19 protein-coding genes are annotated in these 18,827 nt (G+C 66.5%); 12 read left to right on the top strand and 7 right to left on the bottom strand.

Annotation, left to right across the window (positions count from 1 at the left end):
* Window positions 1-13: 13 nt before the first annotated feature.
* Genes GA0116996_RS12955 through GA0116996_RS12940 form a run of 4 tightly spaced genes read left to right on the top strand, consistent with a single transcriptional unit; the run spans window position 14 to window position 4,903 of the window.
* The gene (locus GA0116996_RS12955) at window positions 14-2,071 is read left to right on the top strand and encodes an 8-amino-7-oxononanoate synthase (protein WP_244159844.1); all 2,058 of its coding nucleotides are present in this window, start codon (window positions 14-16) and stop codon (window positions 2,069-2,071) included.
* 51 nt (window positions 2,072-2,122) lie between these two features.
* Window positions 2,123-3,262, top strand: a complete 1,140-nt coding sequence (locus GA0116996_RS12950) for an aminotransferase class I/II-fold pyridoxal phosphate-dependent enzyme (RefSeq protein WP_092311781.1) — start codon at window positions 2,123-2,125, stop codon at window positions 3,260-3,262.
* The gene (locus tag GA0116996_RS12945) at window positions 3,240-4,049 is read left to right on the top strand and encodes a hypothetical protein (RefSeq protein ID WP_092311778.1); all 810 of its coding nucleotides are present in this window, start codon (window positions 3,240-3,242) and stop codon (window positions 4,047-4,049) included. The genes GA0116996_RS12950 and GA0116996_RS12945 overlap by 23 nt, the downstream gene beginning before the upstream one ends.
* Window positions 4,046-4,903 (top strand): amidohydrolase family protein, encoded by an 858-nt coding sequence (locus GA0116996_RS12940; RefSeq protein ID WP_092311775.1) that lies wholly within the window; start codon window positions 4,046-4,048, stop codon window positions 4,901-4,903. The genes GA0116996_RS12945 and GA0116996_RS12940 overlap by 4 nt, the downstream gene beginning before the upstream one ends.
* Here the strand turns inward: GA0116996_RS12940 and GA0116996_RS12935 are convergent.
* Window positions 4,848-6,239 carry a sigma 54-interacting transcriptional regulator gene (locus GA0116996_RS12935; RefSeq protein WP_244159843.1) on the bottom strand — a complete coding sequence of 464 codons (1,392 nt, stop codon included), beginning with the start codon at window positions 6,237-6,239 and terminating at the stop codon, window positions 4,848-4,850. The two genes, GA0116996_RS12940 and GA0116996_RS12935, sit on opposite strands and share 56 nt — an antisense overlap.
* A 365-nt stretch (window positions 6,240-6,604) precedes the next feature.
* A complete protein-coding gene (locus GA0116996_RS12930; RefSeq protein WP_092311772.1) occupies window positions 6,605-7,489 on the bottom strand; it encodes a LysR family transcriptional regulator in 885 nt (294 codons plus the stop codon).
* A 129-nt stretch (window positions 7,490-7,618) separates the two neighbouring features.
* Here GA0116996_RS12930 and argC point away from each other — a divergent pair, with 129 nt between their 5' ends.
* Window positions 7,619-8,548, top strand: a complete 930-nt coding sequence (gene argC / locus GA0116996_RS12925) for an N-acetyl-gamma-glutamyl-phosphate reductase (RefSeq protein WP_092311769.1) — start codon at window positions 7,619-7,621, stop codon at window positions 8,546-8,548.
* Between the two features lie 122 nt (window positions 8,549-8,670).
* Here argC and GA0116996_RS12920 read toward each other — a convergent pair whose 3' ends face one another.
* Window positions 8,671-9,564 carry a LysR family transcriptional regulator gene (locus tag GA0116996_RS12920; RefSeq protein WP_092311766.1) on the bottom strand — a complete coding sequence of 298 codons (894 nt, stop codon included), beginning with the start codon at window positions 9,562-9,564 and terminating at the stop codon, window positions 8,671-8,673.
* Between the two features lie 114 nt (window positions 9,565-9,678).
* Here GA0116996_RS12920 and GA0116996_RS12915 point away from each other — a divergent pair, with 114 nt between their 5' ends.
* Window positions 9,679-10,650, top strand: coding sequence for an NAD-dependent epimerase/dehydratase family protein (locus tag GA0116996_RS12915; RefSeq protein ID WP_092311763.1), 972 nt, complete (start codon window positions 9,679-9,681; stop codon window positions 10,648-10,650).
* A 57-nt stretch (window positions 10,651-10,707) separates the two neighbouring features.
* Here GA0116996_RS12915 and GA0116996_RS12910 read toward each other — a convergent pair whose 3' ends face one another.
* Window positions 10,708-11,316, bottom strand: a complete 609-nt coding sequence (locus GA0116996_RS12910) for a TetR/AcrR family transcriptional regulator (RefSeq protein ID WP_092312299.1) — start codon at window positions 11,314-11,316, stop codon at window positions 10,708-10,710.
* Between the two features lie 125 nt (window positions 11,317-11,441).
* On the opposite strand from GA0116996_RS12910, the gene GA0116996_RS12905 reads away from it, so the two are divergent.
* Together GA0116996_RS12905 and GA0116996_RS12900 are read left to right on the top strand one after the other, a co-directional pair.
* A complete protein-coding gene (locus GA0116996_RS12905) occupies window positions 11,442-12,497 on the top strand; it encodes a sugar phosphate isomerase/epimerase family protein (protein WP_092311760.1) in 1,056 nt (351 codons plus the stop codon).
* Between the two features lie 42 nt (window positions 12,498-12,539).
* Window positions 12,540-13,442, top strand: coding sequence for an alpha/beta fold hydrolase (locus GA0116996_RS12900; RefSeq protein ID WP_243419630.1), 903 nt, complete (start codon window positions 12,540-12,542; stop codon window positions 13,440-13,442).
* A gap of 187 nt (window positions 13,443-13,629) precedes the next feature.
* Here the strand turns inward: GA0116996_RS12900 and GA0116996_RS12895 are convergent, their stop codons facing one another.
* The 3 genes from GA0116996_RS12895 to GA0116996_RS12885 form a co-directional block, all read right to left on the bottom strand.
* Window positions 13,630-13,989 (bottom strand): hypothetical protein, encoded by a 360-nt coding sequence (locus tag GA0116996_RS12895; RefSeq protein WP_092311754.1) that lies wholly within the window; start codon window positions 13,987-13,989, stop codon window positions 13,630-13,632.
* 2 nt (window positions 13,990-13,991) lie between these two features.
* The gene (locus tag GA0116996_RS12890; RefSeq protein ID WP_244159842.1) at window positions 13,992-14,339 is read right to left on the bottom strand and encodes a helix-turn-helix domain-containing protein; all 348 of its coding nucleotides are present in this window, start codon (window positions 14,337-14,339) and stop codon (window positions 13,992-13,994) included.
* A gap of 155 nt (window positions 14,340-14,494) precedes the next feature.
* A complete protein-coding gene (locus GA0116996_RS12885) occupies window positions 14,495-15,412 on the bottom strand; it encodes a LysR substrate-binding domain-containing protein (protein ID WP_165835144.1) in 918 nt (305 codons plus the stop codon).
* Between the two features lie 96 nt (window positions 15,413-15,508).
* Between GA0116996_RS12885 and GA0116996_RS28000 the strand changes: the two genes are divergently transcribed.
* From GA0116996_RS28000 to GA0116996_RS12865, 4 genes are all read left to right on the top strand, one after another.
* The gene (locus tag GA0116996_RS28000; protein ID WP_165835145.1) at window positions 15,509-16,015 is read left to right on the top strand and encodes a DUF6152 family protein; all 507 of its coding nucleotides are present in this window, start codon (window positions 15,509-15,511) and stop codon (window positions 16,013-16,015) included.
* A gap of 14 nt (window positions 16,016-16,029) precedes the next feature.
* A complete protein-coding gene (locus GA0116996_RS12880) occupies window positions 16,030-16,494 on the top strand; it encodes a hypothetical protein (protein WP_092311745.1) in 465 nt (154 codons plus the stop codon).
* Window positions 16,495-16,499: 5 nt separating this feature from the next.
* On the top strand, window positions 16,500-17,357 hold the full coding sequence (locus GA0116996_RS28470; RefSeq protein WP_243419632.1) for a hypothetical protein: 858 nt from the start codon (window positions 16,500-16,502) through the stop codon (window positions 17,355-17,357).
* A 489-nt stretch (window positions 17,358-17,846) separates the two neighbouring features.
* The gene (locus GA0116996_RS12865; protein ID WP_092311740.1) at window positions 17,847-18,815 is read left to right on the top strand and encodes a LysR family transcriptional regulator; all 969 of its coding nucleotides are present in this window, start codon (window positions 17,847-17,849) and stop codon (window positions 18,813-18,815) included.
* The last annotated feature ends 12 nt before the right edge of the window (window positions 18,816-18,827 follow it).

Genomic DNA, 18,827 nt, shown 5'->3' with positions numbered 1-18,827 from the left:
GAAGGAGAACGTGATGAACACGAACACGAACACGGAGTCGGGTCGCGTGGAGTACGCGCTGGTGCCGACGGGCAATACCGACGGTGACTGGCACTATGACTTCACCAGGCTGACCGAAGGCCAGAAATACCTGAAGCTGGCGGTGTACGCCCGCGAAGGCGAGCCGCGCGAGATGGAGCAGCTGCGCCTCAAGCCTGGCAGCGAGGCCAGGCTGGAGATCCGCGTCGGGCCCTCGGACCACTGGGGCCACAAGGAAGAGGGGCTGCCCGCGGCGCTCAGCGAGGTGGCGCACACCATGCGCAAGCTGGCGGCGCTGGGCATTCCGGACGAGATGCTGTTCGCCGCTGCGGCCAAGCTGGGCGGCCGGCGCGAGGTCACCGTGACGGGCCGGCTGAAGGCACCGCCGCATCCTGACGCCGGTGACGATGCCGGACCGCAAGGCGACGATACCAGCGCGGCCGGGTTCGACCCGATCGGGGTGCGTTCCGGCCCGGTGGGGGTGAAGGACTACCGCGAGCCGGCAATCAGCCTCAAGCGCACCTCGCGCGACCTGACGGCGGACTGGGCGCTGTGGCTGCTGATCAAGCGCAACGCCGACATGCTGAGCTGGGACAACTACGCGCGCCAGGTGGACCTGCTGTTCTTCGGCACCAGCCCGCTGCCCGCCCGCCCGGGCGCACCCGGCGGCCCGGCGCTGTACGACGAAGCCGCGCGGCTGAGCCGGCGCCGCTTCCTGCCGTTCTCGGACACCGACGCCTACCGCGCGCTGAAGGTGGCCACCGAGGCCTTCGTGGTGACGTGGGGCGCCGTGGTGCCGTCCCCGCACGACAGCGGCGCCATCGCCAGGCTGCTGCGGACCGATGAAGCCGCGATCCGGCTGGCCAATGAACGGCTCGGGCTGCGGCTGGAGCCGGCACAGGTGGAGGACGTCGCCAGCCAGTATTTCGGCAAGAGCGGGTCACCCACGCTGCCATACCTGGAGCGCGTGGTGCAGGGCCTGCAAGGCACCGACGCGGGGCGTACCGTCGACAGCATGCGCGAGTCCATCGCGCGTTCCGGTAGCGTGGAACATCCCGCCACGCATTCCGCCGAGCCGCTGTCGAGCTCGCGCGAACTGGTGCCGCGCGACGAAGGCCCGTGCGGTGACGGCTGCCTGTGGCTGCAGCACTGGAACAACGACATCTCGGCCAAGCTGAGCGCGCCGCCGCTGATCGAACTGATCTGGAGCTACTGGATGGAGGAGCTGCAGCTGGTGCAGACCATGAACGCCATCTCGCGCCGCTTCCAGAACCTGTCCGGCGGGCCCAACGATCCGCTCAACCAGCTCGAGCTGGACCCGCTGCGGCCGGTGAGCAACATCATCTGGGGCTGGGTACAGGATGAACAGCACCGGCTGCCGATCGAGCGGCGCGGGGCCGAGTACCTGCACGAGTATGGCTTCCGGCTGTTCGGGCGCGCGGTGCCGCGCATCCAGCCGGCCGACAGCCGCAGCAAGTTCCTGGGCGCGTTCCATACGCTGCTGAACCTGTGCGTGCCGTTCTTCCGGCAGGCCGACGATACCACCGTGGTGCCCGATGGCTTCCCGCTGCTGAACGCGCTGCGCGAGGTGCACCTGATCCTGTCCGAGGGCGCGCATAACCAGTTCGGCGACCTGCCGACCACCTCGCGCATCGAGATGATGATGCAGCAGTGGATCCTGGCGCGGCCGGAATTCCGCGAGTTCCTGCCGCGGCGCTCGATGATCGCGTATCCGGAGCCGTGGATGCACTCGGTGGAAAGCATGCGCAAGCTGCAGGGGTGGGGCGATACCAATACCTACCAGTTCTGGCAGCTGGCCACCACCGGCGAACAGATCGTGTCGTCGATCCGCTGGAGCGACTGGAATTCGGTCACCGATCCGTCCAACGCGGCGAACTGGGCAGCGTATTTCCGCCCCGAGATCCAGACCTATATCCACTCGTACCGGGCCGTCACCGGCGTGGACATCGGCGCCGAGCCGGTCGACGTGCAGGTGCCGGGCATGCACCTGCTGCGCCGGCTGCAAGAGCACCGTAGTGCGCGGGTGGCCTGACCGGCGCACGGCGCGGACGGCAGGGACAGGCGAGAGCAGAGGCAGGCGGCCATGATCGATTTCGCGTCGGCGCTCTACCTGGGCATGTCGCATCCCGCCGCGCAGCTGGGCAGCTATGCGGCGCTGACGACCGGCACGCCCGCCGCGCTGGCCGTGTCGCCGCTGGCCGGCACGCTGGCGGCGCAGGCGGCCGCGCTGCAAGGGTGCGAGGCGGGCCTGGCCGGCCCGTCGACGCTGCACCTGTCGCTCGACCTGTTCGACCGGCTCGGGCGCACCCATGCGCTGGTGGCGGATGACACCCTCTATCCGGTGATGCGCTGGGGGCTCGAGCGGGTGCGCGGGCTTGGCGCCCCGGTCACGCTGTTCCGCCATGCCGACCTGGCCGACTTGGCGCGCCAATTGCGCCAGGGCACCGGCACCCGTCCGCCCGCGGTCGTGACCGACGGCACGCGCCGCGAAGGCGCGCCTGTGGCGCTGCGCCGCTATCTCGCGCTGGTGCGTGAACGTGGCGGCCTGGTGGTGGCCGACCACACGCAGTTGCTGGGGCTGGCAGGCACGCAACCCGGCCCCGGACGACCCTGGGGCAGCGGCGGTGGGGGGCTGCTGCGCTATGCGGGCCTGGCGCCCGCCGAGCCGGTGCTGCTGCTGGCATCGTGGGCCAAGGCCTTCGGCGCGCCGCTGGCCACGCTGTGCGGCCCCGCCGCGCTGGTGGGCGACATCGCCCGCGACGGCCCGACCCAGGCCCATTGCAGCGCGGCTTCGCAGGCCGCGCTGCTGGCCGGGCTGAACGCGCTGGCGCGCAATCGCCGCGACGGCGACGCGCTGCGGGCGGCGTTGCTGGAGCGGGTGCGGCGCCTGCGGCGGGGTTTGCGCTGGCTGGCGCAGCACCGCTTGCCGGACCTGCAGGTGAGCGTGCCATTGCACCCAATGCAGCAATTGCGGCTGGGGTCTGCCGGGCGCACGCGCGCCCTGCACGCGGGGCTGCGCGCGGCTGGCTTCCGCACGGCGTTGCTGCGGCAGGCCGAAGGGCGCTGCGCCGTGGCGGTGGTGGTGCGCGCCAGCCATGCGCCGCAAGAGATTGACGGCCTGCTGGCGGCGCTTGCCTTGCTGGCGGGCCAGCCGGCCGCGCCGCGCGGGCGTGCGCCGCCGGCCTATCGGGAGAGCCTCCATGTTCAAGACTGCGGAAGGTGAAACACTGGAACTGGCGCCATGGCGCATGCGCCGGCTGCTGCGGCTGTTGGCGGAGGTGCGCCGCTACCCGGCCGGCACGCCGCCGCAGGCACTGCTGACCGACCTGCGCCAACTGGTGGCGCGCGCACGGCGCATCGGCACGCCTACGCGCCGCGGCACGGCGCGGTACGAGAGCCGGCTGGACCGCGGCGGCGCGTGCTGCCGCGCCTGCCTGCTGGCGCGGCGGCAGGCGGGGCGCCTGTCGCTGGTTGGTCTCAGCCTGGACCGCTGGCGCGCGCCGGCAAGCCGGTATGAGAGCGAGCCAGCGCTTGCCGAACTGGCGTTCGAGTCCGCGCCAAGATCCGCCAACGTGACGCTGCAATGGCGGCGCTGGCCGAGCCTGGACGCCGCCGCGCGCGCCACGCGCGGTGGTGGCGTCTACCTGTTCCAGCGCGGCGCGACGCCGGTCTATGTCGGCACGGCAGCGAGCCTGCCGGCGCGGCTGGGGGTGCATGGCTGGTACCACGCGCGCCAGGGCAGCGCGCGCGCCGGCGCCGCGTGCACTTGCGCGCCGCCATTGACGGTATGGACGGCCAACGTGGCCAGCGCCGGCGAGCGCGCGGCGGTCGAGCACGCCATCGTGCGCACGCTCGCCAACAAGGGCTTCGCGCTGGCCAATGACAAGCTGCGCGGCACGGTCACCGTCGGCAGCGGCCTGTCGATCCGCAACCTGGTCCCGGCCGGCATCCTCGCTGCCGGCAATGACCTGCAGTACGGGCCCGGCCAGCGCTTCGAGCTGTCGCGATGATCGTCGATTTCCATGTCCATGCCGGGCAGGGCGACGGCATGACGGGACCGTGGGACACCACCGCGCCGCTGGCCGACTACGTCCGGCGCGCGCGGCAGGCCGGCATCGCGCATTCGGTGCTGCTGCCGGTGTTCCAGTCGGACTACCTGCGCGGCAACCGCGACGTGGCGGCACTGGTGCGCGCGGATCCCGGGCGCTTTACCGGCTTTGCCATGGTACATGCCGAACGCGACCGGCACCGCGTGCATCGCATGATCGAGGAAGCGGTACTGCGGTTGGGCCTGCGCGGCATCAAGGTGCATCGGCACGATGCTCCGATCCACCGGCAGGTCTGCGATGCCGCGCGCCACTGGCGCCTGCCGGTGCTGTACGACCCCGGCGGCGAGACTGGCGCGCTGCGCCTGCTGGCACAGACCCATCCCGAGGTGGCGTTCGTGTTCGCGCACCTGGGCAGTTTTGCCGACGACTGGGCGGCGCAGCGGCAAGTGGTGGACCTGGTCGCGCGCTATCCCAACCTGTTTGCCGATACCTCGGGCGTGCGGCGCTTCGACGTGCTGGAGGAAGCGTTCCGGCGCGCCGGCCCCGGCAAGCTGCTGTTCGGTTCCGACGGCCCGTGGCTGCACCCCGGCCTGGAGCTGGCCAAGCTGCGTGCCCTGCGTCCCACGCCGGAGGCATTCGCGCGCATGGCCGGTGGCAATGCGTTGCGCCTGCTGGCGCGGGTAGCGCTGCCGCCGCCAACGCCCAGCAGAAACAATGCGCGCATCGGCCAGCGCATCAGCCAGCGCATCGGCCAGCGCATCACGCCGACGGCGCGGGCCGCACCTGCCGCCGCAACTGCAGCGCCCGCGGCGTGACCTGCAGCAGTTCGGCCGCGCGGCTGGTGCAGCCGTGGCGGCTCTCGGCCACCTGCACCGCCATGGACTCGGCGATCTGGCCGATATGCTTCAGGCCTAGCCCGGCGTCCAGTGCGCCCTCGATGGCATGCCGCAGCGCTTCCGGCCAGGGGTTGACGATGTCCGCCGCAAGTTCGGTCCGCAGCCCCGGCATGGGGCCGTCGAGCCCGCCTGTGCTGATCACCTGAAAGCCGCGCTGGCGCTCGGCCAGGCGCGACACCACATTGCGCAGTTCGCGCACATTGCCCTGGTAGTCGCGCGTCGCCAGGTAATGCATGACCTCCGGCATCACGAGCGGCAGGCCCGGCCCGGTGCCGGCCAGGCTCTGCGCAAGGAAATGCCGCACCAGCAGCGGGATATCCTCGCGGCGCTCGGCCAGCGAGGGCGCGCGCACGGTCCACTGGGTAATGCGGAAGTACAGGTCGCTGCGAAACCGGCCGGCCTGCACCTCGGCCTCGAGGTCGCGATTGGTCGCGCACGTCAGCCGGAAATCCGACTTGCGCCAGGTATCCTCGCCCACGCGCTTGTACATGCGTTCCTGGATCACGCGCAGCAGGCGCGCCTGCAACGGCAGTTGCAGCTCGCCCACTTCATCCAGGAACAGCGTGCCGCCATCCGCCATTGCCACGGCGCCGTCGCGTGCCGAGACGGCGTGGGTGAAGGCGCCCTTGGCATGGCCGAACAGCTCGCTGCCCGACAGCTCCGGGCTCAGCGTGGTGCAATCCACCACCACGAATGGCGCGCGATGGCGCTCCGGATCGAGATCGTGGACCAGCCGTGCCAGCAGTTCCTTGCCGCAGCCGCTTTCGCCAAGCAGCAGGCAGGTGCCGCGGCCATAGCGGCCCACCTGCGCCACCGCGCGCAAGGTGGCGCGCCATGCCGGCGAGTCGCCCACGGCGCGCTCGCGCAACCACGGCGCATCCAGCACGTCCTCGATCTCGGCCAGGCGGCACAGCCGCGAGGCCAGTTCGGTCAGCAGTGCGTCATGGTCCGGCGCGCAGACCAGGTCGCATACGGTGGTGGGCCACCATGCCTGGGGGATGCAATGGCAGCGGGTGGCGGCGGTGCATCCGGCGATAAAGGCGTCGGCGCGCGGCTCGGCGCGCAGCCAGCGCTGCGCGGCCTCGGTGACGCGATTGCCATCGGCCACCACCAGCACCGCCAGCATGCCGCGCGCGTTCTCGTCCAGCGGCAGGTGGTCGGGCAAACCATGCTCGTGCAAATCGCGCTCGAGCCTGGCACGATCGTCGTGATACAGCACTACGCGCATCTTGCCCCCGCACGAAAGGGAGATCATCGGCAGGGGCTGCGGTGCCGGCGCGCTATCTGCGCACGCCATGCGCCGCGGCGCTGCCGGCCTGGATCAGGCGGCAGGCTGGGGATGTCGGTAGCGATGAGGCCGTCGGCAGCGTGACGCCGCGCGCGCGTCGGGCAGGAGCGGCAGGCCGGGGCAGGTCTGTGCATGCAACCAGTTGCCGGAGCGTCGCCTGCCTGCGAGGGAAACCTGAATTGGCCGCATGGAAGCCCCCCTGTGTTTTTTGTCTCAGAATACTAGTCAGCGGCGACAGGGCAGGCAATATGAACTTAATTTAAGACTGAGATGCTGCGGCGTTACCGGCGGCGGAGAAGTGGGAAGACCGGCGTTTGTTCCGCGTGCAACGCCTACGGCAATCGCAAATCCCACAACACATCCAGCACGTGTTGCGTGGAGCGCTCAACGTACCCCGCACGATGGGCAATACCGAGCCGTCGCCACAACGCGGGCCGCAACGGGCGCATGACAATGCGACTGTCGGGCAATGGCGTAGTGGCCTCATGGGGCAACAGCGCCGCGCCGTAACCTGCCGCCACCAGACTCTTGATCGCGTCGTTGTAGTTGAGTTGAATGCGCGGCGCCGGGTGCTGCCCCCCGGTCGCAAACCACTCCGCCGTCAGGCGCGACAGACGCGTGGTCGCGTCATTGAGAATGAGCGGTTGGGCGGCGAGCCATTCGGGGGTAACGCGGGCCGGGCACCGCCAGTGCGCCGGCACAAAGGCCATCACCGGGTCGCGGCGCCAGGGTTTTATCACCAGTCCGGCCACCGGGGGCTGAGGCAGCGCAACTACCCCGATATCCAGCGTTCCATCCACCAGCCGGGACAGGGTTTCTTCCGAGGTATGCACGGCAATCTGGATGTCGATGGCGGGATGGTGCTCGCGCAGGACCTCCAGCGCTTGCGGCAGCAGGTGCGCGATCACGCCCGTTGACGCGCCGATACGCGCACGCCCTTCGAGTCCGTCTACCTGGCGTTGAATATCATCCAGCGCCTGCTCCGCGTCGGCCAGCAGCCGGCGCGCGCGCTCCACCAGCACTTCGCCGATAGGCGTTGGTCCCACATGGCCGCGCTTGCGTATCAGCAGTGGAGACCCGATGCGGTCTTCGAGTTCGGCGATGTGAAGGCTGACCGTTGGCGGCGCCAGGTGCAAGGCGCGCGCCGCATCGGCAAAGGAAGCACGGTCGGTAACTGCGACCAGAGTGCGCAGGCGGTCCAGGCTGATCTCTCGCATGACGGAATCCAGATTCAGGAAAGCTGAATGTCCTGGTTATGAAATTCAACTTTCCCTATTCTAGTCCCCCGCGCAACATAGGGGCTTGGTTTTACTTGTTCAACCCCCAGGCAGCGGAGTCAACCACCCATGAGCTCTCCCGTAGTTTTTATCGACGGCGACCAAGGCACCACCGGGCTGCAGATCCACGAGCGGCTGCGCAACCGGACCGACATCCGGTTGTTCACACTTCCCGCTGCGGAGCGCAAGGATGCGCGGCGGCGCGCAGAAGCCATCAACGGCTGCGATATCGCCATCCTCTGCCTGCCGGATGCCGCCGCGCGCGAGGCAGTGGGCGCCATTGTCAATCCCGCCGTGCGGGTGATCGACGCCAGCTCCGCTCATCGCACACATGCGGACTGGACCTACGGGTTTCCGGAAATGGCGCCGGGGCAGGCCGGGAAGATTGCCAACGCATCTCGGGTCACCAATCCCGGTTGCTATCCGACGGGGGCGGTTGGCTTGCTGCGTCCGCTGGCACAGGCCGGGCTCATCCCGGCCGATTACCCGATCAGCGTGCATGCGGTATCCGGCTACTCCGGACGCGGGCGTGCCGGCGTGGAGGAATATGAGGGACCGGGAGCCGCCAATGCGCCGTCATACCAGGTCTACGGCCTGGAACTCGCGCACAAGCACGCGCCCGAGATCCAGCAGCACGCCTGCCTTGCGCAGCGTCCCATTTTCGTCCCGGCGTACGGAGCCTTCCGCCAGGGCATCGTGCTGACGGTGCCGCTGGCGCTGCGGCAACTGGGGCCCGGCGTGGATGGCGCCACGTTACACGCCTGCCTTGCGCGCCACTATGCCGAGGCAACTTACGTACGGGTCTTGCCGCTGCACGAATCGGGCGCCCTGACTCATCTGGATCCGCAAGCGCTGAACGGTACGAACGACATGCAGCTGAGCGTATTTCATAACGTCGAAAACGGGCATGTGCTGCTGTCCGCGGTGTTCGACAACCTTGGCAAGGGGGCATCGGGCGCTGCGGTGCAGAACCTGGATTTGATGCTTATGGGGCAGTAGTGGCCGGTGGTTCTAGATAACGCCCGGCCACCCATATGCCGACAGTTGTTGCCAGGCTGGTCGTGGCGGTCACCCCTGGCACCGACCATTGCTGCTGTTGCACGGCGGCACCGGCGCTGCGGCTACGTCCCTTCCGCGTAGCCACGCAGCCCGGCCACCACCGCGGCAAAGGTCACCGCGCAGCGCGCACTGGCGCGCAAATCCTCATGCATCGCTACCCAGGTATCCATCGCCACGGAAAACTCGCCGGGCAGCACCCTGACCAGCCGCGGCTCGCGCGCCGCCAGCGCGGACTGGCACACGCCGATGCCAAAGCCGGCGCGGATCGCGCCCAGCTGGGCCAGGTCGCTGTCGGCGCGAAAGGCCAGGCGCTGGCGCGACAAAGCCGGAAAGCGCTCCAGCAGGCGGCGGATGAACGGCGTCTCGCGGTCGAAACCGATCACGGCAAACCGCGGCAGTTCCTCCAGCGATTGCGGCACACCGTGCGCGGCCACGTAGCGCTCATGCGCATGCAGCCCCAGCTCGATGCCGCCGACGCGCTGCGCCACCAGCGCATCCTGCTCGGGTCGGAACATCCGCACGGCGATATCGGCTTCGCGGTGCAGCAGGTCGTCGACGCGGTTCGACAGCACCAGCTCGATCTCCAGCGCCGGGTGGGCTTCGCGCAGTACAGCGAGGATCGGCGGCAGCACTTCGACGCCGACGACTTCGCTCGCCGACAACCGCACCGTGCCGCGCACGCCGGCGCCGTGCCCACTGGCGGCGCGCCGCATGGCCGCGGCCGTGGCGGCCAGTCCGGCGGCATAGGGCTGCAGTGTGTGGGCGGCGTCGGTGGGGGCGAAGCCGTCGAAGGAGCGCGTGAAGAGCTTGAGGCCCAGCACAGCCTCGAGACTGTCGATATGACGGCCGACGGTCGGCTGCGTCAGCCCCATGGCGCGCCCGGCGGCCGATAGCGAGCCGGTTTCCAGCACGTGGAGAAAGGTGCGGTACCACTCCCAGTTCGGTTCGACGGCCATGCTATACGTTTTTGTTTAGCGACCAGCCGATTATAGATAATTTTCTTTTTGCCAGGATGGCTACAAACTGGGCCGCATCAGACCACGGCAGTTACCCATGCAAAGGAGAACCCCATGTCCAAGATCGCGCTCTTTGGTGCCGCCGGCGCCATCGGCCACAGCGTTGCCGCCGCGCTGGCAAGCCGTGGCCAGCCATACCGCGTGGTCGGCCGCGATGCGACGCGCCTGCGCCAGGCCTTCGGGGCCGACCCGCTCGCGGAGATCGTCACCTGGGATCCCGACTCGCCGGCCTCCGTCCGGGCCGCGGCGAGCGGCATCGACACGCTGGTCTACATGGTCGGCGTTGACTACTGGCGCTTCGACCTGCACCCGGAACTGCTGCGCAAGACACTGGATGGCGCGATCGCTGCGGGCGTCAGGCAATTCGTCCTGATCGGCACGGTCTACCCGTATGGACGCGTGCAGGGCGGCAATCCGGTCAGCGAGAACCACCCGCGCGCGCCGCATACCTTCAAGGGCCGCATGCGCAAGGCACAGGAAGACCTGCTGATGCAGGCGGACGCAGCCGGCCGCATCCGCGCCACGGTGCTGCGGCTGCCCGACTTCTACGGTCCGGGCGTGCAGGCCAGCCTGCTGCACCGCGCCGCGCAGGCTGCCGCATGTGGCGGCACCGCGGACCTGATCGGACCGATCGATGCGCCACACGAGTTCGTGTATGTGCCGGACGTCGGTCCCGTTGTCGCCCGCCTGGCCGACACGCCGGCGGCCTTCGGCAAGATCTGGCACCTGGCCGGCGCCGGTGTCACGACTCAGCGCGAACTGGTGTCGCACATGGAAACACAGACCGGCCGCAAGCTGAAGCTGCGCATCGCCGGCAAGGGCATGCTGCGCTTGCTCGGGCTGTTTAACCCGTTCATGCGCGAACTGGTCGAGATGCACTACCTGATGACTGATCCGCTGATCCTGGACGATGCCGCGCTACAACGGCTGATCGGACCGATCCGCAAGACGCCGTACGCCGAGGGCATCCGGCAGACGCTGGCGGCATGCCGGCCCTGTCGGCCTGGCTCTAACCTGCCTGCTTGAGGAACATCCCAACGCCCCGCCAGCACGGCGAAGCTGACAACCGCGAACCGCTTCGGCTCAGGCACGGCAGCCGGAGGCTGCAGCATCCAGCGCCAGCATCGCTGGCGCGATCATCGCCTGCAAGCGGGCGCGGCTTATGCCGTCGCGGGCCTGAATGGAGATACCGTGCAGCAGTGCGCCGTACAGATCGCCAAGCGCTGCGATGTCTGTATCCTGCCGCAATTCACCGCTTTGCACTGCGGCATGCAACCTTTCGATAATAGATTGTGTGCGCTGACGCCGGTGTTCCGCCAGCCAGTCAGCCACCGCTTCGTTCTCGGCCGCGCAACTGCTGGCGGCAGACACCACCAGGCAACCATGCGGCCGGCCGCGTTTGGTATAGGTCAGCACCGCATCGTTGAGCAGGCGGGCAATAGCCTGCCTGGCCGATTCCTCTTCCCGCATGGCCCGGTCCGCAAAGCCTCCTTCGCCTGCTTCGTAAAGCGCCACGGCTTCGCGGAACAGGGCTTCCTTGCTGCCGAACGCAGCGTAGATTCGTGCTGAGGCGAGACCCAGCGCTTCGACAAGCGTCGACATGGAAGTACCTTCATAGCCGCGCTCCCAAAACACGGTCATGGCCGTTTTCAGGGCTTGGTCTCGATCAAATTCTCTGGGGCGTCCGGCCATGCTGTGCTCATGAGTGAAGGCTGTGGTGGCTTGCATTTTACCGGGCCTGGAACCCAATACGGTTGACTTCCTCGCATCACGCCTCTATTCTTTGTTAATCGACAAACAATAGGATGTGCGAAGAAATGCAGACTATCAAAGGACCCAGCCTCCATCTTGCCCAGTTCAGCGATGCGCAAGCGCCGTTCGACACGCTGCCCGCCATCGCTGGATGGGCTGCCGAAACCGGCTTCAAGGCCTTGCAGATTCCAGCATGGGATGAACGCCTCTTCGACGTGGTTACCGCCGCGGAAAGCCAGACCTACTGCGATGAGATCAAGGGCACCCTCGCCGAACACGGCCTGGTCGTCAGCGAACTGACCACGCATATCTTCGGCCAACTGGTGGCGGTGCATCCCGCCTACGATGCGATGTGCGACAACTTCGCGCCGGCCGCCCTACGCGGCAAGCCGCAGGCGCGCACCGCCTGGGCGCTGGAACGTCTGCGGCTTGCCGCCAAGGCATCGCGCCGGCTCGGCCTGACCGAGATGGGCACCTTCTCGGGCTCGTTCGCCTGGCCTTACCTGTTCCCGTTCCCACAACGCCCGGAAGGCTTGATCGAAGCCGCCTTCGAGGAGCTTGCCAGACGCTGGTTGCCGGTACTGGATGCCTGCGATGCGCAGGGCATCAACCTCTGCTACGAGATCCACCCCAGCGAAGACCTGCACGACGGCGCCACCTTCGAGCGCTTCCTGGGTCTGGTTGGCAACCATCCGCGCTGCCAGATCCTGTTCGATCCCAGCCATTTCGTGCTGCAACAGCTGAACTACCTGGACTACATTGACCTGTACCGGGATCGCATCCGCATGTTCCACGTCAAGGATGCCGAGTTCAATCCAAGCGGGCGGCAGGGTATCTATGGCGGATATTCGTCGTGGACCGAGCGCGCGGGCCGCTTCCGCTCACTAGGCGATGGCCAGGTCGATTTCAGGTCGATCTTCTCGAAGCTTGCGCAATACGACTACCCGGGCTGGGCGACCCTCGAGTGGGAGTGCTGCCTCAAGGACCAGGAAGACGGCGCTCGCGAAGGCGTGGATTTCATCAACCGCCACATCATTCGTGTGACTTCCCGCATCTTCGACGACTTTGCCGGTGCCACTGTCAATAAGACGCAGATCAACAGCATGCTCGGCATTGCCTGACACACATTAGCAACGCATCCAATGCACCCACCGAAGGTACCCATGCAAGACGACGCTCGACACACCCATACCTATGTACGCATCGACGGCCATCGCGTGCACTGTGTCACCGCAGGCAGCGGCCAGCCAGTGCTGCTGATTCCTGGATGGCCGCAGACCTGGTTCGCTTGGCGCCATGTGACCGCGGCGCTCGCGCAACGCGGTTTCCTCGCTGTTGCAGTCGACCCGCCGGGTACGGGTCATTCCGATCGGCCGCAGATTAGCTATGACACGGGCGCCGTGGCTAGCATATTGCATCGTGTCATGGTGGCACTGGGCCATGATCGCTATCAGGTTGTCGGCCACGATGTAGGCATGTGGGTGGCCTACGCGCTGGCAAGCGATCATCCCGACGCAGTCACCCGGCTGGCCCTTACCGAGGCCGTGATCCCCGGACTTGCACCTGCTCCAAGCATCTTTGCGCCGCCCGCCGAGAACAAGTTCCTGTGGCACTTCATGTTCAATCAGGTGGCCGATCTGCCCGAGACGCTGATTGCGGGGCGCGAAACCGCTTACTTGAATTTCATGTTCGACCAGTGGTCCCATCGCCGCGATCGAGTGGCCGTGGATACCTACATAGAGGCCTATTCGGCGCCGGGGGGACTGCGCGGCGGTTTCGCTTACTACCGCGCAATTCCAGAAACGGTGCGACAGAACCGGGAACGCGCAACGATCAAGCTGGCAATGCCGGTGCTGGCCATCGGCGCCGAGCATGCGACCAACGACGCGCCGCTGGTTACACTACAGGACAACGCCATCGACCTTCGCGGCGTGGTAGTGCCGGACTGCGGACACTTCATCATGGAGGAGGCGCCGGAGGCCTTTATGGCGGAACTGCTGCCGTTCCTGGAGGCTGAGCGGTGTGCGCCGGCAGAGCGAAACGGGACAGCTCTGGTATCGGGATAAGAGCAGCCAGTGCCGCCCTATCGGCGGCGCGGAAAATTGGTCACGGGGGGATTTCGAGCGGGCTTCGGCATGAACCAGTCGCTCGACTGCTCATTGCGTGGTTCAGGCGAGCCGACCCAAAGCAGACATCCTTCATGTGCGCTGCCGACGCCTGGACGTCGACTTGGTCCTGCGTCCGTTCTGGATGCTAGGGGCGGCTGGCGATGGCGGCGTTGATTCGCGCTGCCTCGGCGCGCGCATCGGGCACTCCGATCACCAGGCGGGCCCAGTCATCTCGGGCCAGTTCGATGACGATGGTCTGCAGCTTGCGCGAGGTGTAGACGAACTGCTTGTCGCCGCCCTTGATAAAGGTGCCGGCGGCGATCAGGCCCGGGAAGTAGGTGCCCGGCAGGCGCAGGCCTAGCGCTCTGCTATCGAAGCCATTGTCTTCGGTAGCGCCGCGAACCTGCGCAAGCGGCACGCGAAAGCCGCGGCGCAGCGACCAGATCGATTCCCACGGTGTCAGGTGGACAACGAGTTCGCGGTCGGTCAGTTCGAGTCGAGGCATCGCTACTCCTTGTTGGGATCGTGAGTGGGCAGGTGATCGAGCAGACGCGCGCCGAGCAGTCCGGCAGCGCCTTCTCCATAAGCTTGCAAGGCGTCGCGGCAACGGGCAGCGATCGGCAGATCCGCTGGCGCGAGTTCGCGCAGGGCGGTGATGAGGAGGTCGAGCGCGGCCGGGTCCCGGTACCATTCGCCGACAAGGGCTTGGTCCAGCACCTTTTCGAATAGACCCCGCTTGGAACCGAATGCCTTGTACAGACTGCCTCGATGCAACGCCGTTGCCTCCACCAGGTCGTCGACCGAGCAGGCGTTGTAGCCGATACGACCGAAAACCTCCGCCGCGCGGGCGATCACAACGTCTTCATCGAACGTCCTTGGCCTAGCCATGCGATACCCATTCGCCAGTTATGGAACGATTGTTCAATAACGCGAGTGTGCAGGTTTTTGAACGGCCAGTCAACAATGCTCCGGCTGAATGCTGCCGTCTCGGATGGCCAGTTGCTTGTCAGCTACTCAGCGTATCGACGGGACCGCTTACCTGCCGCAACGCCGCGCCGCAACGCCGTCAGCGCAAGCGGCAATGCCGGATGACGCGAACGCGGATCGTAGAGGGCCTTCAGCGTCAGCACCAGCGCGGCGGGGTAAGGCTGGATCGGCATGCGGACCGTGCCTGCCACCGATAGGCTGCGCGACTGCGTCGGGGCGAGCCCGATGCCCAGGCCCGCGGCGACCAGCGATAACTGTCCATGCAGACGAGGCGCGGTCGCTGCCACCCGCATCGCATGGCCCGCGACACGGCAACGATCGCGTATCGCTGCATACAATGCCGGCCCCTGCGCCTCCGGAAACAACACCAGGGGCTCGCCGGCCAGGTCGGCAAAGGGGATGGCGGCCCGGTTGGCGAGCCGGTGGTCAGCAGGCAGCACGGCCTCGAAGCGGTCATTCGAGAGCAGAACACTGTCCAGGCGCGCATGCGTCTCGAAGGGCGGGTGCCCGATGCCCAGATCGATCTCACCGGCCGCGAGCAGGGACAACTGTTCATTGGTGGTCGCTTCCTGCAGCGCAAACTCGACCCGTTCCTGTCCGCCTGACAGCGTCCGCAGCGCCGCAGGCAACGCCAGATACAGCGCGGCCGAGACATAAGCAATGCGCAGGCCTCGCCGTTGCTGTCCCACGGCGCGGGTGGTCTCCTGCGCACGCCGCTGCGCTTGCAGCAGGGCGATGGCTTCCTCGCGCAAGCACTCGCCGGCGGCCGTCAGGGCGACGCGGCGGCTGGTGCGGTCGAACAGGCGCACGCCGATTTCCTCTTCCAGCCTGACAATCGCGCGGCTCAGATGCGGTTGTGCCATGCCGACCTGCTGTGCCGCCCGGCCGAAATGCAGGGCCTCGGCAACGGCCAGGAAAAGCTTCAGCTGCTGGAATTCCATTGATACCTCGCATCGTATCGAATGATGCCATTTTCGGTTATTGATGCATGAATTGGCGACGGTTATCGTCACCACAACCAGTTGAGGAGGTATCGAATGAGTCGAACCATGACACGATGGGTTGCGATAGCGCTCTCGGGCGTCGCGATGACGCTCGGATGGCCTGCGCTGGCGCATCACGGGTGGGGATACTACGACACTGCCACGCCGCTCTATTTCTCGGGCCGCGTGGTCACGGTGACATGGCGCAACCCGCATCCGCAGGTGACTATCGAAGTCGAAGCCAATTCCTTGCCGCGTAACTGGAATGCTCTACCCATTCCGCCAGAACTCGCCGAACTGGGCTTTGGCAGAACGCTGGCGGCAGTACGCGCATCGGCCTCGCCCGGCCGTTGGACCCTGGATTTAGCGCCGATCAACCGGCTCGAACGATGGGGCATGCCGCGCGAGCCGCGACCCGGCGACCGGCTCGAGGCCATCGGGTTTCCTTCCTGCAACGACCGCCATGCCGCGCGACCAGCGTTGATCGTTCTGGACGGCGTTGGCGTGCGCCAGCAATCGGTCGCGCTGCCCGCGGGATGCAGCGGTGCGCCGCGCGGCTGAGCGGAAAAGACAACATGGAAACGTGGGTCGCTTTGCTCGCAGCAATCGAGACATGGCACCCGGTGGTAGCACTGCGTGCATCGACGTGGGCCTATCCGTTGGTCAGCTGGCTGCATCTGCTCGGTATTGGCCTGCTGTTCGGAACCATCGCGGTCGTCGATCTGCGGCTGGCCGGGGCATTGCTGCGGCTCGAGGAGGCAACAGTGCGCGAGACGCTGGTGCCGCTATCGCTTGGCGGCTTCGGGCTCGCTGCACTCACAGGCCTGCTGCTGTTTGCTCCAGCGGCGCGCGAATATCAGTCGAATCCATGGTTTGCGGCCAAGTTGGCGTTGATGGGTGGGGCCGCCCTCAATGCAATGGTCTTGCAGCTTGCGTCGTTCCGGCAGTTGAATGGACACCATGCCCGGTTCGCCGGGCTGTTGTCCCTTGGATTGTGGGCTGCGGTGATGCTGGCGGGGCGAATGCTGGCGTTCGGGTAGAGCCGGTGCTGCCAAAATATTTGCGCACGCTATTGAACGTGATGATTGTCATAGCGACGGTGAGCAACACTGCAGCCAGATGGCTTTCTGCGCGGAAGCCCGTTCTTACCAGCGGTCCGCCGGGAGACTACACCGGCGAGGAAATCTCCGAGCTGATCAAGCTGCCGCCCGAGCTCGACAAGTTTTGGCTCAACCGCGGCTACTACGGAGGGGCGACGCGAGGCGTTGAGCGAGTTCCTCGGCCTGCTCGACTCGTTCCCGTTCTGGTTCAACATCGTGACGCCATGAAAACAACGCTTGCCATCGCCGCCTGTCTCGCGCTGGCGGCGCCGCCTGCGGCGGCCTGCGGCTCGGGTTTCGTGCTCGGCGATGAAGTCGGCGCTGCGCATCCGGCATCGATCGGCGTTGCCTTTGCCATGCTCGATGCACGGAACGCCGGCATGCTGGTGCATTCGAACGATTTCGCAAATGCCGGTACGCGCGTGAGCGCGGATGAGGCGGCGCATCGGCTGGAGCCGCTGCTGGCGCCGGTGAAAAGCCGGCTGCCGGCGATGTCGCTGCTACTGGTCGAGGCGCGGCTGTGGACGCGCTATGCGCCGGCTGGCCGATCCCGTCACGCGGACGAGCATGCCGGCCACGATGCCTGGCCGGTGGAAGGCGATGTCGTCGTGGTCACCGGCGAGGCGGTGCTGCGCGGCCTGCTGGCTGGACGAATTGCATGGCAGCAGGCGGTCGACAGCGGGCTCGTCGTACTTTCGGGTCACCCGGCCAGGCAGACGCGGGTGGCGGCGGTGCTCGCGGCCCGGTTCGCGCAACAGGGCGATGCGGCGATGGCCAGCCGGGCCGGGTCCAGAAGCCTCTAGTTGAACTTGGTCTTGGATGCGGCGGCGGGCGCGGAAAACTTTTCGCTGGTCCGCAATGACCTGCTGTGCCGTGTGCAACGCCGCATCGGACTGATTCCGACGGGGCTGGCATCGCGCGGCGCGCGGTGGTATCCGAACCGCAAGGAATGTCCGTTGCTGGCCGATCCCGGTCGTCAGCGGCACTTGCTGCGTGCCGCGTGGTGGAGCGGCGGCTACCGATCCTTCTCGGTCACCGAACGCATACGCCTCCAACGGCGGCAATGTTGGACGCAAGAAACAGATGGGTGCAGAGCTGCTCCCCTGCCAACAATTTCAATGCCCTGAGTGAGGGAGTCGGGAACAACGTTTGTTGAGGAAAACAGGGGTGAACTGCTGGCCGGCCCAGCTTTCTCCCGCCGGAACTAGCTCACTTCAAACTAGTGATCCTACTGTGAGATGATGCGCTCACCGGCGCAAGGCCTTAACGTACAGTTTTCACTACTGAGACTCATGCCAACCTCAACTGTGCCAGACCGAAAATCAATAGCAATCGGCGATATGGCTCTCCGATTTTCTTGGGACGATCTCCGCGTCATCAAAACGCTAAGCGAGTGCGGCAGTCGCTCGATCGCCGCCGAAAGATTGGGGATCAACGTGTCCACCGTTTCGCGCCGGGTAGCGCAGGCCGAGGCCGCATTGGGCGTTGCGTTGTTTGACCGGAGACGTGCTGGCTACAAGCTAACTCCTGAAGGGGTGGAACTGCGGGCGCTGACCGAGCGCGTCGAGTTGGATGTCGTCAGCGTAACCCGCCGGGTCGCAGGTGCAGTACATGGGCCGTTGGGAACCGTTCGTATTACCACAAGCGATTCGCTGTTGCTGTATTTCCTGACTCCAATCCTCGCCGAATTCAAGACCCGCAACCCTTCCTTGTCAGTTGATGTCTTAGTCGGAAACGACACCTTTGATCTCGCCCGGGACGAGTCGGACATCGCGATAAGAGCAACACGAAGCCCGTCGGAGAATCTGGTTGGGCGAAAGCTCGCGAACATTGCGTGGGCGCCGTACGGAAGCGCCCTCCAATTTCGCCGGAGGCGGCCTGCAACGGATCGAATTTTCGATATGACGTGGGTCTCTTACACCGGGAAACTGTCGGGGCTCAAAGCATCCCATTACCTGCAGAGCCACGTTGCACCGATCAACGTTGCATACCGTTCCGACTCAGTTGCTGCCGTTAGCAAAGCGGTCGCTGCCGGGCTCGGTATTGGTTACCTTCCATGCATGCTCGGCGATCTGACGACCGAGTTGGTCCGCGTCGGTCCTGTGGTTCCCGAGTTGGAGGATGAGCTTTGGCTGCTCACACATCCCGATATTCGGCGGACACGACGCGTCCAAACGTTTATGAGTTTTTGTGCAGCGGCGGTAGCAAAGCAGAAGGCGCTGATTGAAGGCCGCGAAGCGACACCAATCGGAAAGCTCTGACAAGCGGGTCGG

It is taken from the genome of Cupriavidus alkaliphilus (assembly GCF_900094595.1).
GTDB lineage: Bacteria > Pseudomonadota > Gammaproteobacteria > Burkholderiales > Burkholderiaceae > Cupriavidus > Cupriavidus alkaliphilus.
Note: the sequence above shows the minus strand (reverse complement) of the source record. Positions and strands in the feature narration are given on the sequence as shown.

Coding starts and splice junctions, on each gene's coding strand:
- GA0116996_RS12930 (WP_092311772.1), bottom strand. CDS start 7,489: ATGCGAGAGATCAGCCTGGACCGCCTGCGCACTCTGGTCGCAGTTACC.
- GA0116996_RS12900 (WP_243419630.1), top strand. CDS start 12,540: ATGCAAGACGACGCTCGACACACCCATACCTATGTACGCATCGACGGC.
- GA0116996_RS12915 (WP_092311763.1), top strand. CDS start 9,679: ATGTCCAAGATCGCGCTCTTTGGTGCCGCCGGCGCCATCGGCCACAGC.
- GA0116996_RS12935 (WP_244159843.1), bottom strand. CDS start 6,239: ATGATCTCCCTTTCGTGCGGGGGCAAGATGCGCGTAGTGCTGTATCAC.
- GA0116996_RS12885 (WP_165835144.1), bottom strand. CDS start 15,412: ATGGAATTCCAGCAGCTGAAGCTTTTCCTGGCCGTTGCCGAGGCCCTG.
- GA0116996_RS28000 (WP_165835145.1), top strand. CDS start 15,509: ATGAGTCGAACCATGACACGATGGGTTGCGATAGCGCTCTCGGGCGTC.
- GA0116996_RS12865 (WP_092311740.1), top strand. CDS start 17,847: ATGCCAACCTCAACTGTGCCAGACCGAAAATCAATAGCAATCGGCGAT.
- GA0116996_RS12905 (WP_092311760.1), top strand. CDS start 11,442: ATGCAGACTATCAAAGGACCCAGCCTCCATCTTGCCCAGTTCAGCGAT.
- GA0116996_RS12945 (WP_092311778.1), top strand. CDS start 3,240: ATGTTCAAGACTGCGGAAGGTGAAACACTGGAACTGGCGCCATGGCGC.
- GA0116996_RS12940 (WP_092311775.1), top strand. CDS start 4,046: ATGATCGTCGATTTCCATGTCCATGCCGGGCAGGGCGACGGCATGACG.
- GA0116996_RS12895 (WP_092311754.1), bottom strand. CDS start 13,989: ATGCCTCGACTCGAACTGACCGACCGCGAACTCGTTGTCCACCTGACA.
- GA0116996_RS12955 (WP_244159844.1), top strand. CDS start 14: ATGAACACGAACACGAACACGGAGTCGGGTCGCGTGGAGTACGCGCTG.
- GA0116996_RS12910 (WP_092312299.1), bottom strand. CDS start 11,316: ATGGCCGGACGCCCCAGAGAATTTGATCGAGACCAAGCCCTGAAAACG.
- GA0116996_RS12880 (WP_092311745.1), top strand. CDS start 16,030: ATGGAAACGTGGGTCGCTTTGCTCGCAGCAATCGAGACATGGCACCCG.
- argC (WP_092311769.1), top strand. CDS start 7,619: ATGAGCTCTCCCGTAGTTTTTATCGACGGCGACCAAGGCACCACCGGG.
- GA0116996_RS12920 (WP_092311766.1), bottom strand. CDS start 9,564: ATGGCCGTCGAACCGAACTGGGAGTGGTACCGCACCTTTCTCCACGTG.
- GA0116996_RS12950 (WP_092311781.1), top strand. CDS start 2,123: ATGATCGATTTCGCGTCGGCGCTCTACCTGGGCATGTCGCATCCCGCC.